The sequence below is a fragment of the Levilactobacillus cerevisiae genome, assembly GCF_003946245.1.
Classification (GTDB): domain Bacteria; phylum Bacillota; class Bacilli; order Lactobacillales; family Lactobacillaceae; genus Levilactobacillus; species Levilactobacillus cerevisiae.
The window spans coordinates 32006-49160 of record NZ_RHNN01000006.1; the positions used below are offsets into that span (position 1 = coordinate 32006).

Annotated in this window: 16 protein-coding genes and 1 pseudogene; 12 read left to right on the forward strand and 5 right to left on the reverse strand. The window is 48.6% G+C overall.

The features are described 5' to 3' along the window. Positions 1–90: 90 nt before the first annotated feature. The 7 genes from EKM99_RS03625 (at position 91) to EKM99_RS03655 (ending at position 6792) form a co-directional block, all read left to right on the forward strand. Positions 91–1362: a CAP domain-containing protein gene (locus EKM99_RS03625; protein WP_125581048.1), complete on the forward strand. Its 1272-nt coding sequence runs from the start codon at positions 91–93 to the stop codon at positions 1360–1362. Positions 1363–1380: 18 nt separating this feature from the next. Next, positions 1381–2154, forward strand: coding sequence for a hypothetical protein (locus tag EKM99_RS03630; protein WP_125581050.1), 774 nt, complete (start codon positions 1381–1383; stop codon positions 2152–2154). Between the two features lie 196 nt (positions 2155–2350). Further along, positions 2351–2620, forward strand: coding sequence for a type II toxin-antitoxin system RelB/DinJ family antitoxin (locus EKM99_RS03635; protein WP_125581052.1), 270 nt, complete (start codon positions 2351–2353; stop codon positions 2618–2620). 239 nt (positions 2621–2859) lie between these two features. Then, on the forward strand, positions 2860–3177 hold the full coding sequence (locus tag EKM99_RS03640; protein ID WP_125581055.1) for a PadR family transcriptional regulator: 318 nt from the start codon (positions 2860–2862) through the stop codon (positions 3175–3177). Further along, the gene (locus EKM99_RS03645) at positions 3170–3802 is read left to right on the forward strand and encodes a DUF1700 domain-containing protein (protein ID WP_125581056.1); all 633 of its coding nucleotides are present in this window, start codon (positions 3170–3172) and stop codon (positions 3800–3802) included. Before EKM99_RS03640 ends, EKM99_RS03645 begins: the two co-directional genes overlap by 8 nt. Next, positions 3799–4764, forward strand: a complete 966-nt coding sequence (locus tag EKM99_RS03650; protein ID WP_125581058.1) for a DUF4097 family beta strand repeat-containing protein — start codon at positions 3799–3801, stop codon at positions 4762–4764. The genes EKM99_RS03645 and EKM99_RS03650 overlap by 4 nt, the downstream gene beginning before the upstream one ends. 1032 nt (positions 4765–5796) lie before the next feature. Next, entirely contained in the window at positions 5797–6792 is a 996-nt protein-coding gene (locus EKM99_RS03655) for a tRNA dihydrouridine synthase (protein ID WP_125581060.1), read from the forward strand. A 61-nt stretch (positions 6793–6853) separates the two neighbouring features. On the opposite strand, the gene EKM99_RS03660 is transcribed toward EKM99_RS03655, so the two are convergent. After that, positions 6854–8533 carry an ABC transporter transmembrane domain-containing protein gene (locus EKM99_RS03660; protein WP_125581062.1) on the reverse strand — a complete coding sequence of 560 codons (1680 nt, stop codon included), beginning with the start codon at positions 8531–8533 and terminating at the stop codon, positions 6854–6856. A gap of 205 nt (positions 8534–8738) precedes the next feature. Between EKM99_RS03660 and EKM99_RS03665 the strand changes: the two genes are divergently transcribed. Both EKM99_RS03665 and EKM99_RS03670 read left to right on the forward strand, forming a co-directional pair. Next, on the forward strand, positions 8739–9938 hold the full coding sequence (locus EKM99_RS03665; RefSeq protein WP_125581064.1) for a trans-2-enoyl-CoA reductase family protein: 1200 nt from the start codon (positions 8739–8741) through the stop codon (positions 9936–9938). 550 nt (positions 9939–10488) lie between these two features. Further along, positions 10489–11397, forward strand: a complete 909-nt coding sequence (locus tag EKM99_RS03670; RefSeq protein WP_125581066.1) for a helveticin J family class III bacteriocin — start codon at positions 10489–10491, stop codon at positions 11395–11397. A 68-nt stretch (positions 11398–11465) separates the two neighbouring features. Here the strand turns inward: EKM99_RS03670 and EKM99_RS03675 are convergent, their stop codons facing one another. Together EKM99_RS03675 and EKM99_RS03680 are read right to left on the reverse strand one after the other, a co-directional pair. Then, positions 11466–12236, reverse strand: coding sequence for a D-alanyl-D-alanine carboxypeptidase (locus tag EKM99_RS03675; RefSeq protein WP_125581068.1), 771 nt, complete (start codon positions 12234–12236; stop codon positions 11466–11468). Between the two features lie 274 nt (positions 12237–12510). Then, positions 12511–13335 (reverse strand): annotated as a pseudogene (locus tag EKM99_RS03680) (IS4 family transposase); the annotation flags it as partial. Positions 13336–13348: 13 nt separating this feature from the next. On the opposite strand from EKM99_RS03680, the gene EKM99_RS03685 reads away from it, so the two are divergent. Then, on the forward strand, positions 13349–14002 hold the full coding sequence (locus tag EKM99_RS03685) for a helveticin J family class III bacteriocin (protein WP_125581070.1): 654 nt from the start codon (positions 13349–13351) through the stop codon (positions 14000–14002). A 57-nt stretch (positions 14003–14059) separates the two neighbouring features. On the opposite strand, the gene EKM99_RS03690 is transcribed toward EKM99_RS03685, so the two are convergent. Together EKM99_RS03690 and EKM99_RS03695 are read right to left on the reverse strand one after the other, a co-directional pair. Next, positions 14060–14827, reverse strand: coding sequence for a D-alanyl-D-alanine carboxypeptidase (locus EKM99_RS03690; RefSeq protein WP_125581072.1), 768 nt, complete (start codon positions 14825–14827; stop codon positions 14060–14062). A gap of 114 nt (positions 14828–14941) precedes the next feature. Continuing rightward, on the reverse strand, positions 14942–15223 hold the full coding sequence (locus tag EKM99_RS03695) for a hypothetical protein (RefSeq protein WP_125581074.1): 282 nt from the start codon (positions 15221–15223) through the stop codon (positions 14942–14944). A gap of 240 nt (positions 15224–15463) precedes the next feature. Between EKM99_RS03695 and EKM99_RS03700 the strand changes: the two genes are divergently transcribed. Together EKM99_RS03700 and EKM99_RS03705 are read left to right on the forward strand one after the other, a co-directional pair. After that, on the forward strand, positions 15464–15910 hold the full coding sequence (locus EKM99_RS03700) for a flavodoxin domain-containing protein (protein WP_125581076.1): 447 nt from the start codon (positions 15464–15466) through the stop codon (positions 15908–15910). A 680-nt stretch (positions 15911–16590) separates the two neighbouring features. Continuing rightward, complete coding sequence (locus EKM99_RS03705) at positions 16591–17109, forward strand: GNAT family N-acetyltransferase (protein WP_125581078.1); 519 nt, start codon at positions 16591–16593, stop codon at positions 17107–17109. The last annotated feature ends 46 nt before the right edge of the window (positions 17110–17155 follow it).

The following is a 17155-nucleotide window of genomic DNA, read 5'->3' on the forward strand; positions in this document are numbered from 1 at the left end:
TGGGGCTTAAGATAATTAATAGGACGAATCTTTATTTTCAATACATAGTCGTCCAAAAGTAGTTCTTCTAATACTTATGGAGGTAGTCAAATGAAAAGTAGATGGCGAGCACTCGCACTGATTGGCGTCGTAGCCTCAGCTGGAATGGCTGTGGGCAATCCGTTAGCCCAAGCCAAGAGAAAGGCTTCTTATGCGACGGGATTTCATATACAAGCCTGGATGGAACAGTATGCGGTTAAGAAGGGGCCTATTTACAAGACGGGCAGAATTACTAAGAAACTAAAGACGAAGCAACACGTTTTTTATTCGGATACCACAATTACGGTGCTCACGCCCAGCGGTAAACACGCAACTTACCGTCAATTGATCAAGAAGAGTGGCAAGGAGATTGGTTTTGTGGCTGTCAAAAAAGCCAAATTGCTAAAAGACAGTGACCCTCGCTCTGATGCTTCCAAAAAACGCGTCAAGTCTCAGGCTAAAAAACAGGCCGCTGAAGATAAGAATCTAACGGCCAGCGAACGAGCAGATGTGGCGAGGTACCGCGAGCAAGCAAAGGCTATTGGTAATGGGACGAAAGGCATGTATGCACAAAAGCCTGTTTTGAAGGGCAGTTTCTCAGTGGGCCAATTGAGCAGTAGTTACATTAACCGTTCTGTTAACTGGATTAATTTCTATCGGGATATGTATGGTTTGAATAACATCAAGGCGGATGCTGCGTGGAATACAGAAGCTCAGTATGGTGCCGCTACCTTAGCTGCTGTGGGCAAAGGGCTTTCGCATGGATTGGTTGGATTCACGCGACCGGCATTCATTTCAGAGGCGGACTGGCAACGTGGCGCTAAGGCAACGAAGAGTAGTAATCTCTCTGGTGGTCGTGTGCATCCAGGGGATAATGTACTGGCCTATATAGCTGATTCGGGTAATCCGGTCCCAGGTCATCGTGAATGGTTACTGGGTGGTATTTCTCAAATTGGGATTGGCCAAGCTGGTGATTACAGTGACTACAAAGTCTTCGGTGGGTATACCTATGCGGATACGCCAAAGACAATTGCTTTTCCTAAAGCGGGGGTATTTCCAGTTCAAGCTGCTAATGATGGTGACTGGTCGTACTCGTTTGCAACTGAGATGCCTAAGGATGCTGCAAAGCCAGATGTTTCTGTGTACGACAACACGACGCATAAAGCGATGAAGGTTACAGATGTAGGTTTGGATGACGGTAATTATGGTGGCTTTGGGACGACGGTTCATTATTACCCGGGCTCTGTGAAGGTAAACCACAGCTACAAGGTTTCAATTGAAAATATACCAAATCATCCAGACGTGACTTACACGACCAAGCTGTTTAGATTGTCCATCGGGTAAACTTAAAGGGAGATTGTGATGAAAAATAGGCGTAAATATTTAATGGCCGTTTTGGCCGTTCTAGGGCTAGGCGTTGGCTTAGTGGGAATGACACAGGTTACCGAAACAACGACGGCGTCTGCTAGTGTGAAGAAGCTGAGTTTGAAGCAGGCGGTGAAGTTGACGAATCACTATCATATGCTGGGAAATTGGGCGAAGCTAAAGATAAATAACAAGGGGAAAATTGCAAAGAACGATGATTTTTCTGCAGGAGCTAAACACTACAAAAAAGGTTGGAAAATTGGCTATGTAGGTTTGGTTGGCGGCTATCGAGCTAATCTTAAAATCGTGCCAATTAGTCATAACCGGGTAAAAGGTTCGCTCCGAGACTGGCAATCTATTTCGCCTAAGATTTATAAACATCATTTCAATGTTGCACGTAAATTACCTAAGAAGGTCTGGCACAAGGGTTTCCCTAAGTTCTTGCGGCACAAGACATTCTATGCCAACATATATTCCAAGAAGAGAATTATCGGTTATTACTTCTTTGCCTTCCGTAAGACGGGCTTAACGGAAGGGCTTGGTAGCGCTGGTGATACGGGTCTGAGCAACGTGCACTACAAGAAGCGAGGCAAAAATTACTATCTCAAGGGCAAGATTGAAGCTCCGGGCCTCATGAAAGTAGAAAAGCACACGTACAAGATTTACCGAAAATCGAGTAAGTCCTTTACAACTACTAGCCTGACGGTACTTCGGGGTAAGAAGATTCGGACTTATCTTTACGCGAAGCATGCACCTAAAACTTATTGGTAACAGCCAAAAGGATCAAGTTCTCTCAATGAATTTGATCCTTTTTGGGATTGGCTAAAAAATTGCAGTGTTTTTACGGCGTTAACCTATGAGCTACAAAAAGCTATAAAGGTGTGATCTGATGAAACAAGTTAAGCGTGATTAGCTAGTATTGACCAGTGACGTGCTACAATTGGAGTGCAATAAGAGGAGGAATACTATGGCAACCACAGCTCGGATTCAAGTCAGAATTGATGCTGATACGAAACGGAAGGCTGAAGCCAAACTTGCGAATACAGGTTTAACGCTCTCGGATTTTACGCGAGTAATGATGACTAATCTTGCTAACGGCAAATTAGATTCTGTTTTAGAAGTTGCTAATGACGAAGTTTTGGCTTCATTACAGGAAGCAATTGATGATGTCACTGGTAAGAAAGAATTAAAGCGTTACGATAACTTTGACGAACTAAATCGTGATTTGCATAAATGAGTGGTTATCAAGTAAGTGCCACTCATCGCTTTAAAAATATTTTAAAAGGGTTATAGAAAACCTCGCTGGTACGCGCATAGCGCTTTGTTCCGATAACAGTTAACGACCTCAGCCCAAACGCCGAGGTCGTTTTGACGTCCCATCATTTCTCCAACCAACCTTGACAACCGCTAACCACTATCGTATATTATTAGTGAATTGATATTATACGCGATATAGTATGCAGAGGAGGCAGTCACATGGCGATTCAAGTACCCACGGAGTTGTTGGACGGCAGTGTGCTGGGGCTGCTCACGCGCGAAGACCATTACGGTTACACGCTGACTCAGGAAGTCCGGGCGGTGATCCCCATTTCAGAATCGACCCTGTACCCGGTGCTGCGGCGACTTAAGAAAAATGGTTGGCTGGACACCTACGACGAACCGTTTCAGGGCCGCAACCGGCGTTACTACCGTTTGACTGACAGCGGGCGGGAACGGCTAGCGGAAATTCAAACGGAGTGGCAGGACTTCAATCAAGCAATCACCAAGTTATTAGGGGGCAACCAAAATGAATGATTACATTCGGGCCGTGCAGAAATTACTCGGCCAACTGACGACGGCGGAACAACAGGAAGTCGTTGAATACTATCGGGAATACTTATTGGATGCCGGCATTGGCACCTACGAGCAGGCCGTGGATGAATTGGGGACACCCCGGTCGTTGGCGCGCAAGGTGTTGGCCGACTACTCCATTAAACTATCGGAACAGGCCACGGACCAAACGCAACCACGCTCAACCGTGCAGGCCACCAAGGAGAACGTGAGAACGGTCTGGCTGATCATCCTGGCCTTACTGTCGACGCCGGTGACCATTCCCATTTTGATTGTCGTGCTCGCCTTATTCATGGCGTTTGCCGCGGTCATTTTCAGCCTGGCCGTCGCGGCCTTAGCCGTATTCCTGAGCGTCATCATGATCGGTGCCATGGGGATTTTTGTCGGCATCACCACCATCTGGACGACGCCGTGGACGGGGACTTTTTACCTGGGCATCGGGCTCTTTGCGCTCGGCGCCAGCTGGATCGGTTGGCTTATTTTGAAATGGATTGGGAGTAAGATTGCGTGGGCACTGTCGTGGGCGGCGAAGAAAATTTACAACCGCTTTATCCCACGAAGCCGCGCTGAACGGGGGCGGAAACAATGAAACGGACAACGAAAATTGCACTTGTTTTACTGGTCTTGGGGGCCATTTTAATTGGCATCGGCTGGTGGAATCACGGCAACAAAGGCGTCGTGTGGTCCAGCAATCCGCGGGGCATGCGTGTGATTCAGCACAGCAAAATGAGTTACCAACCCGGGGCCTACCACAAAATTGTGGTGGATGCGCAGGCACCGGTCACCATCAAAACGGGCAATACCGATCGGGTCAGCGTCAGCTATTTAGACAAGACGGCGGGCCGACCGACCGCGACCGTGTCCAAGGGAACGTTAACGGTCCGCGGTGGCAAGCAAGCCGCAGCGATGAGCAAAACGTTTATCGGGTTTAGCGAAAGCGACTATACCAATGGTGGCGTGTTGATCACGGTGCCACGCGACAAACAGTTGGATTCGATTGACGTCAAACGGGAGAGCAAAGGCGTGTCACTGCACCATTTAACCGTAGATCAGGTCAACGTTCGTAGTTCAGACGATGTGAGCCTGTATGATTTGACGGTGAAACGTGACGTGACGGTCCACAACACCAACGGGGATGTGTGGGTCAGCCAGGTCAAGGCGAACCGCCTGGACTTGGACGCTGGTAACGGGGATACCGCCATCAACAGTAGTCGACTGGCGGCCACGAACAATCGGATGGTCTCGGAGAATGGGGATATTTTAATGTCTGACACGAAGTTAGGCGGCGGTCAGGTCAACAATGAAAATGGCGACATTCATTTAGAAAGTAACCGCCTGACCAAAACACTAACGGCCACCACGAGTGACGGCGACATCACGGCGCACGTTGCCCAGGCCGCTGGGGTCAAATCGGTGGTGAAGGACGCTGACATGGGTGACATCAAGGTGAAGGGCCACGCGCAGCATAGCGGCTACTGGCGCCATCCGGATGCGCAGGCCCAGTACAAGCTCACCGCCGCAACCGGCGACATCACCGTCAGCGTGAACTAGCTTCGGCTAATCGCCAACGCCTCCGGGATGGTGGAAAATGAGACCGGATCGCTGTGGGCGGCCGTCCAGAGCCTGGGGAGCGGTCTCTGGACTTACTTTGAGCCGCTGAGAAGCGCGTCTCAAAGATACCAATTGCCTAACCGGCTAGCGCCGCCAAGGCAATTCCCACGGCTTGGCTCATTTTCCACCATCCCTGCGGCTGACATGGCGTTAGCCCGGGAAGCTAGTGCGCGCAACAACGGTGGTCGAGGTGTGCGGCTTGGCGCTCGTAGATTGTGATTGGTCTAGTTGATATTAATTTTAAGACGTAACCAGTTGTCGTGAAGATGACTGGTTACGTCTTATTTTGTCTGTTACAACTGGCACAGTTGAAACGTCTTAAGATAATAAATACCAGATGAACCCAGTCAGAATTGTCAGAGCTCAGTGAGGATGTAAAGAAGTTGCTTGGTGCGCTTGGGCTAACTTTTCTGCTAAAAAATTTGAAGCCTCAGGTCCGCCTTGGTTGTCCTGTCAATTCCATGAACCTAATTATAATTCGGGTTATAGATTAGCAGTGTCCATCAGACATGGTGCTACAATTCGAGAGTAGCCGGTCAGATGCCAGTCGGATTGTTCAATTGGCACACACAAACTTGATGACCGCTACGTTGCCAGTGAACAGAACAACACCAACGCCGGTAGATAGCAAATCTACAGTAATATCCAACTACTATGTTAGCCGCAGGGATGGTGAAAATGAGCCAAGCCGTGGGAATTCTCTTAGCGACGGGTTGGGTCGCTTAGAGAATTGGTACCTTTGAGACTCGGGTTAGGAGGCTCAAAGTAAGCCCGAAGACCGCCCTTCGGCTTCGGGCGGCCGCCCACAGCGGTCCGGTCTCATTTTCACCATCCCGGAGGCGAGGGCGAACCCACAACCTAGGTTTTACATGCAATTCTTTTTCCTAGCTTTCGCCGGCAAACGTGGTAAAATGGATGGACTGCACTATACCGGACTAAACATCAAATTTATCTAAACAAGGAGATTTTATCGTGTCTGATTCAGCTTACTGGCAAAATATTGCGGACCACGCTAAGGCCGAAAACCGGCCGTTCTTTAGCTTGGCGCCAATGGAGGCCGTGACTAGCGCTATTTTTCGGCGGGTGGTGGCCAAGGCTGCGGCACCCGATGTGTTTTTTACAGAATTCACCAATGCCATCAGTGTGACGCATCCCAAGGCGAAATTCACCGTTCAGGGGCGGCTTTACGTGGCGCCTGAAGAAGCGCATATGCCGGTTGCGCAACTCTGGAGCAACGATCCGGATGCGTTTGCGCGCGCCGCTGTGGCTGTGAAGGACCTGGGTTATGAGGCCATTGATATGAACATGGGTTGCCCGGATTCCACCGTCATCAAGAACCATGGGGGCAGCGACCTGATCCGCAATTTTGACACCGCCGCCGCTGTGATTGCGGCCGCTAAGACGGCGGACTTGCCCGTCAGTGTCAAGACGCGGCTGGGCTACAGTCGGCTGGATGAATGGCGCGATTGGTTGACGTTCCTCTTTAACCAGGACATCCCACTACTGACGATTCACCTGCGGACGAAAAAAGAAATGAGCCGCGTGCCTGCCCATTTTGAAATGATCGACGACATCGTGAAATTGCGGGATGAGGTTGCTCCTGACACTCTGTTGCAAATCAACGGTGACATTGAAAATTACCAAGAGGGCGTGCAACTGGCTAAGGACCACCCGGGTGTGGACGGCATCATGATTGGCCGCGGCATCTTCACCAGCCCCTTTGCCTTTGAAAAGGAACCCAAGGAACACGACATCAAGGAGCTGTTGGGCCTGTTGAACTACCAACTCGACCTGTACGACGACTTTGAAAAGCGGTTCGACACCTCCCGCTTCCCATCGCTCAAGCGCTTCTTCAAAATTTACGTGCGCAACCAGCGCAACGCCGCTAGTTTACGGAACGCGATGATGGAGACTCACACGACGGATGAGGTCCGCAAGTTACTGGCGGAATCCGATTTCACGGATTAAGTTAAAAATAAGCATCACCTGAGGGTTAACCAGTGATTGGTTAAACCCCAGGTGGTGCTTTTTAAATCAAATCGAGTTGGGCTAAGCCATTTTGGATGGCCGGGTCCTGTAGGGCGCCTCGTGCCACCAGTCGTCCAGCGCTCACAATCACGATGTCATCAGCGAAGGCGAATAGCTGGTGGTCGTATTGATGCGTGATGGTTGCCCAGGCTGGCGTGTCCGGCAAGGTCAGGAGGGCCACCATGTCGTGGGCCGTGTGCGGGTCGAGTCCGGTCAGCGGCTCATCGAAGAACGTCAGGCCGTGGCGGTGAAGTAAGAGGCGGGCCATCGCCAAACGCTTCTTCTCACCACCCGACAGCGTGTTGCCTTGCGCACTGATGAGTTGCTGGCGCCCGGCCGCCGTGGCGTAGTCGGTCAAGCCGACCTGCGTGAGCACCTGCGTGACTTGGGCGTCGCTAAACTGTGAGTCGTAAAGGGTGAGGTTGTGTTGAATCGTATCGTTGAAAATGTAACTGGTCTGCTCTAACAGACCCACTTGGGCGAACAGGTCGGCTGGCGACAGCGCTGTCGTCTCCGTGCCGTTCAAGGTGAGGCGCCCGCTGAAGGTGGTGTGGGGACTCAGTGGCAGGTTGAGCAAGGTGGACTTACCGCTACCACTCTTGCCCACGATGAGGACGTGGTGACCGGCCGCAAACGTCAAGCTGATGTGTTGTAGGAGCGGTTGGTCCGCAATCGTCAAGGACACGTTGTCATAGGTCAAGTCGTGAAACGCGGCAGTCACTGGCATCGCCGTCTCTGGCGCAGCGGCCCGCAGTGAGGGCGCAATCGTCTTGGCAGCTTCCCGGCCACCCACGATGTCGGCTAGGAGTCCTGACGCGGATTGGATGGGTTCCGCGATGAAAATCATCAATTGCGAAAACGCCACCAGTTGGCCTAACGTCACGGCCTTATGCATCACGAAATAGATACCGACAATCCAGGTGCCCAGGTACAGCACGTTATCTAGCAGCTGACTGATACCACCGACCTGCTTGCGCTTGAGCTGATCGCGATTTTGGGCGTGCAGCAGCTGGCTATTTTTCGTCTGAAAGCGTTGGAACAAACGGGCCTGCAGCCGAAACAATTGAATAGTTCGGAGCCCATTTAGCATGTCCTGGAGCTGGTGCGTGTAGCGTTCCCCCGCCGTTAAAATATGGCGCTTGTTGGTTGCCAGGATGCGTTTTTGCAGGAAGGGGACGGCCAGTGCGGGCAGGCAGAGGAGCACGATAATCAGGCTCAGCAGGGGCTGAATCATCACGGAAAGGGTGAGGGCAATCACCAGTTGGCAGATTTGTTTATAAGCGTTGACGCTGCCCTGAAGGTAATCGGACCGCAAGACGTCGACCGTGGTGGTAAATGTATTGTTGTAGCGGGTGGTCAACTGCTGCCGGTCATGGGTCACACCAGTGTCTTGGCGCAAAAATCTCTGCATCAAGCGGTTGCGAACGGCAGAAATGATGCGGTTCAGGGTGACCTGTTCCGTGTAGGCTTCAACGAAGTAGGTCGCGGAGTCTAGCAGGATGTAGCCCACGACTAGCGCAATCAGCGCGCTGTACGCCAAACTCCCGTGCCCCGTGACGGAATCCGTGATCAGTTGTAGCAGGTAGGACACCGCAATTTCAATCGCGGAGGCGCAAGGAATCAGGATGAGTAAGCCGACCGCGAGCTTGCCCGCGAGCCGGAAATAGTTATGTAAGTGCATGATGGCAACCTCCTAGGACGCAAAAAAATCATTTTCTAAGTTGTAAAATAATTATAGCTTAATTACAATCTAATTAAAATCTAATTTTCAGATAGGGACTACCCACGCAGTCGACTAGAAAGACGGTGAATCAAGACAAATCCCTACCGTCACCCCGGCTGGAAGTGGTACCTTAGAGGAAATGACTTAGGAAGGTGACGACGGTATGACTCAGCTGACGCTCACGGAAAAAATTCAGGGTAACGTGGCCCGCTCGGTAAATCCTTTAGGACTGCAACAGATGATGGTCAACCAGATTAAAACGGTCGTGGATCACGGTGCCTACATGGGGGCCAAGCACGCCCTGATTCTCGGTGGCTCCTCAAGCTATGGCCTGGCGAGCCGGATCACAGCGGCCTTTGGCACGGGCGCGGCGACGTTGTCCGTGGGCTATGAACGCCCACCACGACCGGACTTCTTGGGCACCGCTGGCTGGTGGAATCAGGTTTTCTTCAAGCAAGTGGCTGACAAGGCGGGGATTCTCGCGGAAAACGTGAACGCCGACGTCTTTTTGCCAGCAACGAAACGCGACGTGATCGCCGCCATCAAGGAAAAATTCGGTGGTCAGATCGACCTGCTAGTCTATTCGATTGCGGCGCCTAAACGGCAGAATCCGACTGATCCGGATGAGGTCTGGCGCTCGGTGATTAAGCCGTTGGGTGAACCAGTCACCGACGACACGTTGGATTTGGAACACGAGCGGTTGGTCAGCACCACGCTGGACCCGGCAACGGCGGCCGAAGTGGCGGCCACCAACCATGTCATGGGCGGCGAAGACTGGGAACTCTGGGTCCACACGCTTCAGGCGGCCGGGGTCTTGGCGGATAATTTCAAAACGATTCTCTTTTCCTATGAAGGGCCCCGCGTGACGGCTCCCATTTATCACGATGGGACGTTGGGTCAGGCAAAACGCGCGGCGGAGGCCAGTGGTCGCCGGTTACAGGCCGAACTCGCGCCCACCGGTGGCGAAGCGTTGGTCAGCGTCAACCGGTCCGTCACCACTAAGGCGTCCGTGGTGATTCCGGGCTTCTCGCGCTACTGCATGGCGTTGTATCAGGTTGAACAGGCGCTGGGCGGGCACGAGCAGCCAATCGACCACATCGACCGGCTCTTCCGCGACATGGTCTACGGCACGCACCGGGAAATGGACAGCCGGGGCCGCTTACGGCCAGATGCCAGGGAGCTGGCCACAACGGTCCAAGACGCGGTCGAGGCGCTCATGCCCCAAATCACGCACGCAAACTTCACGACTGACCTACCCGGTTACCAGCAGTTCCGCCAAGAATTCCGGCAACTAAATGGATTTGGCGTTGCTGGGGTTCCCAACGTGATGGCCGCAGATGAATTTGATAATTTATCGTTTTAATAAGAATTTCATGAGAACATCCGGTAAGCACTGACGGGTGTTTTTTCTTTTTAGAGAGCGGTTGCGATTGCGAAAGGCCGGGAATTAGCCCCGGATATTGGTAGAATTTTGAAAACGAGACCAGAAAATTTTCTTCCGTAAAAAAAGCACTACCAGAATGTAAATTTCATTCAGGTAGCGCTTTTTTGATAGTCGGGGGTCTTTCAGCAGCCTCCCCAAAATGATGTACTGCCCCTTTATAACAGAAAAAAGCGGACGTCGGCCAACGTCCGCTTAACAACCTGTACTTAACAAACATCACTCGTCCTGAAAGGTTTTTTGCTAGTACGTCTGTATTATAGCGCTTAGTCCCGGGGAAATTCGCGTATTATGCCAAAAAAATCCTTATATATATCAATTATCTTCTTTTAACAGCAACAAATTAGCAATTCTAGCTCATGAATTCTTCGTAGAATACAGGTGTTGGTTAGCCAATAAGCAGTGTAAATGAACGTCGGCCAATGTTCATTTACTAACAACACATTACTCGTTCTGAAAGGAAGAATTTAAAATGGCAACTCCAAAATTGTTGTATCGATTAAAGGGTTTACGTGGTGTCGCGGTTCAAAAGACGTATATTGGCGCAAAGTATATTTACGTTCAACAGTTAGTTGATCAACAGCAAAATATGATTATTTCTCGAGCTTTAAAACCAGGATCTGGAGTATCAGAAGTTAACTTTAAGGGGGCCGAAGTCACCCGTTTTAATAACTTTGGTCACTGCCAAACCCTTGATTTTTTTGAAGGGAAGAATAAAGAGCCATATTGGTTAGTAACAACTAGAAGCGCAAAGGCAACGACTAGTTGGAGTAATCAGGTGGCACGGATCACTTTTGACAAGAAGGTGCACGAGGGTAATACCAGCGTAACGCGCTTGTCCAACATCAGTTCTGCGTACCCGACGTCTTTTAAGATGAAGCGACTGGAGGCAGCAGTCAGTACCGACAAGAAAAAGATTCTTATTGCCTCAATTGACACTAATGACACGATGCACCCGGTACTCTATGATGTTGCGCAAATCAATGCCGTTTTGGATCGGGTTGAGAGCACGCACGGACAAAAATCTTTGTCGGAAGTAAAGGGCGGTCTTTTTGGGAAAGTAATCCCATCTTTTGCTAAAGCTGCCAATAGTTATGGATCTATTCAGGGGCTAGAGCTATCTGACGGAAAAGCAATTTACGTGTCTGGTGGTGGCGTTGATGCAAAAGCACCGGTTATTTCTAAGTTCTATTGGAATAGCACGACTCGTAGTAGCTTAATCTCTCTTAGTCATAGTGATTGGAATGGATTCTTTCCCGAACCCGAAGGACTTCAACTGGGGAGCACTTTGTCCATTACTGTAGCTAACCATCAAATTGGTCAAGGTAATCCGACGGTCGCTAATAACGTTTACGAAGTGGATAAGCATTTACTCGGTTAATTACTGGACTAGATGTTAAAAATCAAAAATGCCGCAAACCATAAATTGGGGTTTGCGGTATTTTGTAGCTAGTTTGACGGCATCAAGAGAATTATTGATGCCCCATAATTTTTGCTATGTTTAGGGAACGCATAAGCACCAATACGATAGCCTTTAAAATCCAGAAAATTTTTATTCCTTTCAGACAACTGTTTCTTCACTTGTTCCTTTTCTAAAACGATGAAATTATCAGACTTTTTGAGAGAGATGCTAGAACCGAATCGAGTTACTGACGGTTCATTTTCCCATCCGACTTCCTTTTCAATAACGCTCGTATAGTTGTCACCTTGGCCACCAATATACATGAAGAAAAAATTTGCGGCTGCTTGTAACGACTTATCCGGTATCGTCCCTGGGAATAGACTAATCAACTGTTTATTTAATTTGTCATCCACGTTGTAGACGCTCATAGACGCACCATACGGATCGGTAATCGTACCTTGTGGGTTAGCAGGGTTGACACCTTTCTTCATGTAACCGGACCAGACATACCCCTTAGCCTTGCCACTACCATTCTTAACTTGCAGATAAACGCCACTATTTTTTTTAGACTTCATGGTGTACTTTCCGGTAGCATACCAAGTCGTTTTAGGATAATTCTTAAGATTATGTTGACGCTTCGTGTGAGTCTTATCCCATAGATAGCCACTTTTAGCGCTTTTGGCGTAATACGAAGTAGGGCCCATAGCTGTTATCTTTGAAACCTTGTATGCTGCTGCGTGAGCGTTTGCTAAGTGTAAGCTGGTCATTCCCCCGATTATGGCACCTATTAGTAGTGAATTAACAAGTATTTTTTTCATGTGTCAAGCTCCTTTGGCTTATTTGGCATTCTGAATCTGAGGAAAGCATACCTTATTTCAGTTGATTGTGCAAAACTGATGTTCGGTAGAAACGAGTTTGCCATCAATATAATGTTTATAAATTCGCAAATTACAAGAACAAATTAGTCACTTGCAATAGAGACAGCTACAATTGATTAGAGTTCAGGTATTGTTTCTAAAGGTTGAAAGTACTCAAATAGCCTTCAGCCCTTGGGACGCTTAGACTGGAGTTAGTAAATTTAGTCATTTGGCATCATCGAGCCTTACCTAATAATCTGGTCAGATTATTAGGTAAGGCTTTTATAAATTCATCGAAAACAACACTGAGAACTTCCTCGTTCATATCAAGCTTTTTACCTATACCAGTTAAGGTTTTCATCAGCCAGTTTAACGCATTGATAAATTTTATGTCCGGTAAGGGTCGACTGTACTCGTAAAATAAATCGCCGTAAGTTCGATCATCTAGGTTTTCTCTTTGAGCTAATGCCAAAATATCATAGCCCATTAAGACCACAGCTATGTGACCGCAAAGCCCGTCGTAGCTTTGAATTTGTGTCTGATCAAACTGGAGATACTGTTTAGCCACTTTGAAATAGCCTTCAATCTGCCAGCGACGAGCATACATTTGAATGATTTCTTGTGGGTGCAGTCCAGTTTGGGTGGTTCCTAAGACCAGATAATCGTTAGCCGTTCCCTTCTTCGTAACGAAAACTAGCTTAACTGGCATCACCTGACCAGCGACGTCAAACATGACGATTGGGCTATACAGATAGTGCTCTTTGGTCGGCCACTTACTTCGACGAAGCTGGTCATACAAGGTCTTGACGTCCATTTGACGCCCACGGTATCGAAAGTAAACCTTCTTAGACTTTTTCAACATACCAATGCCATACCGACCACGTTTTAACAATTCAGCAAACATGTGTGGGGACGTATACCAGCTGTCAAACAGAACGTAACGTGCTTTAATTCCGGCAGATAGCGCCGCATCCACCAGCTCAAGTGCGACGTCATTCATCTTCCGTTGGGCTTGCGCTCGACGACGTGCGGCCAGAGAACGATGGTCAAAATGCTTAAATATTCCTAGTTGGTTGCGAGATTTAAAAGGTGTCAAAAATGGCACTGAATTTTGGGATACGCAGTTGGGTCGTGTAAAATTCGTTAATGGAGTAGAGTACGACGATAATACGAGCATTACACGTCTATCACATCTTAATTATGCCACTGATGTCGGTTCATTTAAAATGAAACGAGTCGAGGGTGCTATTAATTACAGTAAGACAAAGCTGCTGACTGCTGGACTAGATACAAGTGGCACAATGCATTTTGCACTTTACGACCTGGCAATGTTAAGTGGAAAAATGGACGAGGTAGACAGCTCTCATGGGCATGTTGATCTCAGCAAAGTGAAGAAGCAAGGTGCTTTTCATATTCCAAATTTCACGAATCAATTAGGTCACTCATCAATTCAAGGATTTGAGTTGTCTGATGGAAATGCAATTTATGTTTCCAGTGGGGCCCCTGGAGCCACGCCATCTGTTTCTAAGTTTTATTTGGGCAATAAAACAAGTTCTTCTACCGTCTTCTTGAGTAATTCGGAGTGGCGGACTCCATGGAAAATAGAAACCGAAGGCATCCAACTGGGTGGAGATTTACAGATCAATATTGCTTATCACGATGTTAACGATCATGATAAAACGAAGGCAAATAAAATTTTTAAATTTGATAAGAAGTTACTTGGGTAACCAATAATTTCGAGGGTAATAAAAAGGCATGCATTTGAGCATGTCTTTTTAATACCCTCATTTGGGCGGTAACATAATGATTGAAAGTTCACCATAATATTTACTATGGGCTGGGAAAGCATATGCGCCAATTCGGTAGTCCTTAAAGTCAGAAAAGGTCTTACCTCTGAATTCTAAAATTTTCGCAATTTGAATTTTTTCAAATGTTTTAAAATTAATACCTTTATCGGCAATCAAAGTCTGACTACTTAGGCCAACCTCACTGTCAATCTCATCTCCAATCATGAGATGACCATAGTTGTAGAATCCGTCGCCAATATTGTGATAAATGTAACCCAAGTTCGCAAACTTTTGCAATGTCTTGTCTGGAATACTACCGGGGAACAAACTTAATAGTTGTCGATTTAATTTATTATCAACATTGTAAGTGCTCATTGCCACTCCAGTAGGGCCGACGATAGTGCCTTGTGGATATGCTGGATTGACGCCTTTTTTCATATAGCCTGACCATACGTATCCCTTAGCTTTGCCGCTTCCATTTGAAATCTGCAAATAGACACCACGATGGGTGGTAGATTTCATAGAATATTTACCAGTGGCATACCAGGTTGTTTTGGGATAATTTTTTAAATTGTGCATTTTTCGTGTATGATTTTTATTCCATACATATGCGGATCTTTTACTCTTAGTGTAGTAGGCAGTTGAGTCCAGCGAGACTATCTTAACAAGCGTAGAGCTTGCATGCGCATCCTGGGGTCGCTGAGCTATTGCCATGCCGCTGATAGCGGCCCCCAATATTAGTGACCAAGCAATTGCTTTCTTCATGGTGAATTCTCCTCGTAAAGTTATTGGTGACAGATATTCCAGAATCAGCATACCTTATTTTATTTAATTGTGCAAAACTGATAATTGGGCACAATCGATTCTAGGATCATCATTTCACCTACCTATCAAACCAAATGCAACATAGGCTGATGAAGCGTAAACAGAATAGGATATGTCCTGGAAGACCTGGGCGGCGCTAGCATAGCCCAGGGATTTGTGTAAGCGATGGTTGCGTGCGTTCTGAACAGCTTGAATCGTTGTCAAGTCGTAGTTCTCAAGGGAGATGCCTTTGGGAATGAACTCACGAAGGAGCCCATTGAGACTCTCGTTAGAGCCACGTTCTTCGGCAGATAGTTGTTGGTAATTAACAGTAGTGGTAAAATTTGACTGGGTCATGGAGATACCTCTTTCTTTTTGGTCTGGTCGCTTAAAAGTATAGGTCTCCAGGCCTATTTGTTTACCCTTAATTACTGTTGCACTTCAATTGTAAATCGGGCCCAGAAAAAAGTTCTCCCAAACGGTTGCTTTTTACTAGGGAAATTCGCGAAAAAGGGCTATAATGCTTAGCAGTTTCTAGTGGCGTCAAATCGCTTCGTGACGCGGCTAGTTGAAATTGATTGAGGAGAAAGCTAACTTATGACACCATCAATTCAGATTATATTTGCCAGTCAATCTGGCCGAAATCGCGCCATTGCGGGGCATTTACAAGCGCAACTGGCTTCCAAAGCCCAAACAGTTATTACGGAGATTTCTCAGGTGAACGCCTTTGATTTAGCCGCCAACGACGCCATCATTGTGGTGAGCTACACCTTCCACGATGGCGAGTTGCCAGACGAGGCGCAGGACTTCTTTGCGGACTTGAAGGAAGTCGATTTGGCGCGCACCAAATTCGCTGTCCTGGGTTCCAGCTCCAAGAAACACATCCACTTCGGCCGCGCCGTGGACTACCTGACCATCCAGCTGAATTCCAGTAATGGTGAGCAGGTGGCGGATTCGGTCAAGATCGACCAGGATCCGGACGATGCCGATCTGGCCCGCGTCGACGCTTTGGCCGCCCAGGTCTTTAACAGCACTTTGGCTTAACTGCTGTTTTAGGGCGGATTGTGGATGATTGGCCGCCTGCGGCTTCCAGGTGCTCCGCCTGCTGTGGGGCCGGTTCCAGCCGGAGGGCGGGCTTCCACCTCAACTTTGAGCCGCGAAGTTCTTGCGTCTCAAAGGTTGTCCCAGGCTGTAAGGCCGAGAAATTCGCTCGGTCTAACAGCCTCGACACAGCTGGCTGCGACCTGGCTTCCTCCGGCTCTTGATTGTGGTTTTGCCAGCAGATTGGCATAGCCCGGAAGCCCTGGGCGGCCACGTCACTGGGGCCTGTCAGAGAGTTGGCCACAGGCGATTTCAGCCGGTGAGATTGACCGCATAAGATACATAGTTGGTCAGAACGTCCACGTTAAATGCACGTGGCTGGACGCAACCAGATTAAAGGTAACGTACCATTGTGGGGTTACCACCCACGTAAGCCGTGAGGGCGGCGGAAATAAACTCAGCCGTGGGAATTCCCTTAGCGGCGGGCTTTGCCGGTTAGGGAATTGGTATCTTTGAGACTCGGGCTAAGAGGCTCAAAGTAAGCCTGAAGACCGCCTTTTGGCTTCAGGCGCCCGCCCACAGCGTTCCGGTTTATTTCCGCCGCCCGGTAAGGCGCTGCCCTAGACCGTATAACCAGTACCAAAAACAATGTAAGATAAAATTTAAGATGAGGTGAGACCACCATGTATTTACGGAAAGCAAAGATTGAAGAATTAGACCTAGTTTGTGACATCATCGAAGACGGCAAGCAACAACTCGCTGACGCCGGCATCGACCAATGGCAAAACGAATACCCGAACCGCAACGTGATCAAAGGGGATATCGAAGACGGCCGGGCAGTGATTTACAACAGTGATGACCACGAAACGTTGGGCGTTGCTGCTGTGATTGAAGCACCGGACCACGCCTATGACACCCTGGAAGGCGCTTGGCAGAAGGATACCGATAAGTACGTGACGGTCCACCGGGTAGCCATCTTCTCCCATCATCAGGGGAAGGGCTACGCCTCACAACTGTTCCGCGACCTGTTCGACTACATCGCCAAGAACCATCCAGACGCTGAAACCATCCGGATCGACACGCACCGGGACAACGCCAAGATGCAACACTTAATTGAAAAATTTGGGTTCGTGAAGGCGGGACAAATTGTCGGGGTCTACCATCCAGACGACGTTTGCTTCGTTTATGAGAAGGTTTTGTAAAAAGTTTCGCGAAGACCGTTACCGGTATACCGCCGTTAGCGGCCTT

Excerpts from the sequence above, each read along its gene's own strand:
- EKM99_RS03640 (WP_125581055.1), top strand. The coding sequence starts at position 2,860 with ATGGCGATTCAAGTACCCACGGAGTTGTTGGACGGCAGTGTGCTGGGG.
- EKM99_RS03660 (WP_125581062.1), bottom strand. The coding sequence starts at position 8,533 with ATGCACTTACATAACTATTTCCGGCTCGCGGGCAAGCTCGCGGTCGGC.
- EKM99_RS03645 (WP_125581056.1), top strand. The coding sequence starts at position 3,170 with ATGAATGATTACATTCGGGCCGTGCAGAAATTACTCGGCCAACTGACG.
- EKM99_RS03670 (WP_125581066.1), top strand. The coding sequence starts at position 10,489 with ATGGCAACTCCAAAATTGTTGTATCGATTAAAGGGTTTACGTGGTGTC.
- EKM99_RS03695 (WP_125581074.1), bottom strand. The coding sequence starts at position 15,223 with ATGACCCAGTCAAATTTTACCACTACTGTTAATTACCAACAACTATCT.
- EKM99_RS03675 (WP_125581068.1), bottom strand. The coding sequence starts at position 12,236 with ATGAAAAAAATACTTGTTAATTCACTACTAATAGGTGCCATAATCGGG.
- EKM99_RS03630 (WP_125581050.1), top strand. The coding sequence starts at position 1,381 with ATGAAAAATAGGCGTAAATATTTAATGGCCGTTTTGGCCGTTCTAGGG.
- EKM99_RS03635 (WP_125581052.1), top strand. The coding sequence starts at position 2,351 with ATGGCAACCACAGCTCGGATTCAAGTCAGAATTGATGCTGATACGAAA.
- EKM99_RS03665 (WP_125581064.1), top strand. The coding sequence starts at position 8,739 with ATGACTCAGCTGACGCTCACGGAAAAAATTCAGGGTAACGTGGCCCGC.
- EKM99_RS03700 (WP_125581076.1), top strand. The coding sequence starts at position 15,464 with ATGACACCATCAATTCAGATTATATTTGCCAGTCAATCTGGCCGAAAT.
- EKM99_RS03625 (WP_125581048.1), top strand. The coding sequence starts at position 91 with ATGAAAAGTAGATGGCGAGCACTCGCACTGATTGGCGTCGTAGCCTCA.
- EKM99_RS03650 (WP_125581058.1), top strand. The coding sequence starts at position 3,799 with ATGAAACGGACAACGAAAATTGCACTTGTTTTACTGGTCTTGGGGGCC.
- EKM99_RS03705 (WP_125581078.1), top strand. The coding sequence starts at position 16,591 with ATGTATTTACGGAAAGCAAAGATTGAAGAATTAGACCTAGTTTGTGAC.
- EKM99_RS03690 (WP_125581072.1), bottom strand. The coding sequence starts at position 14,827 with ATGAAGAAAGCAATTGCTTGGTCACTAATATTGGGGGCCGCTATCAGC.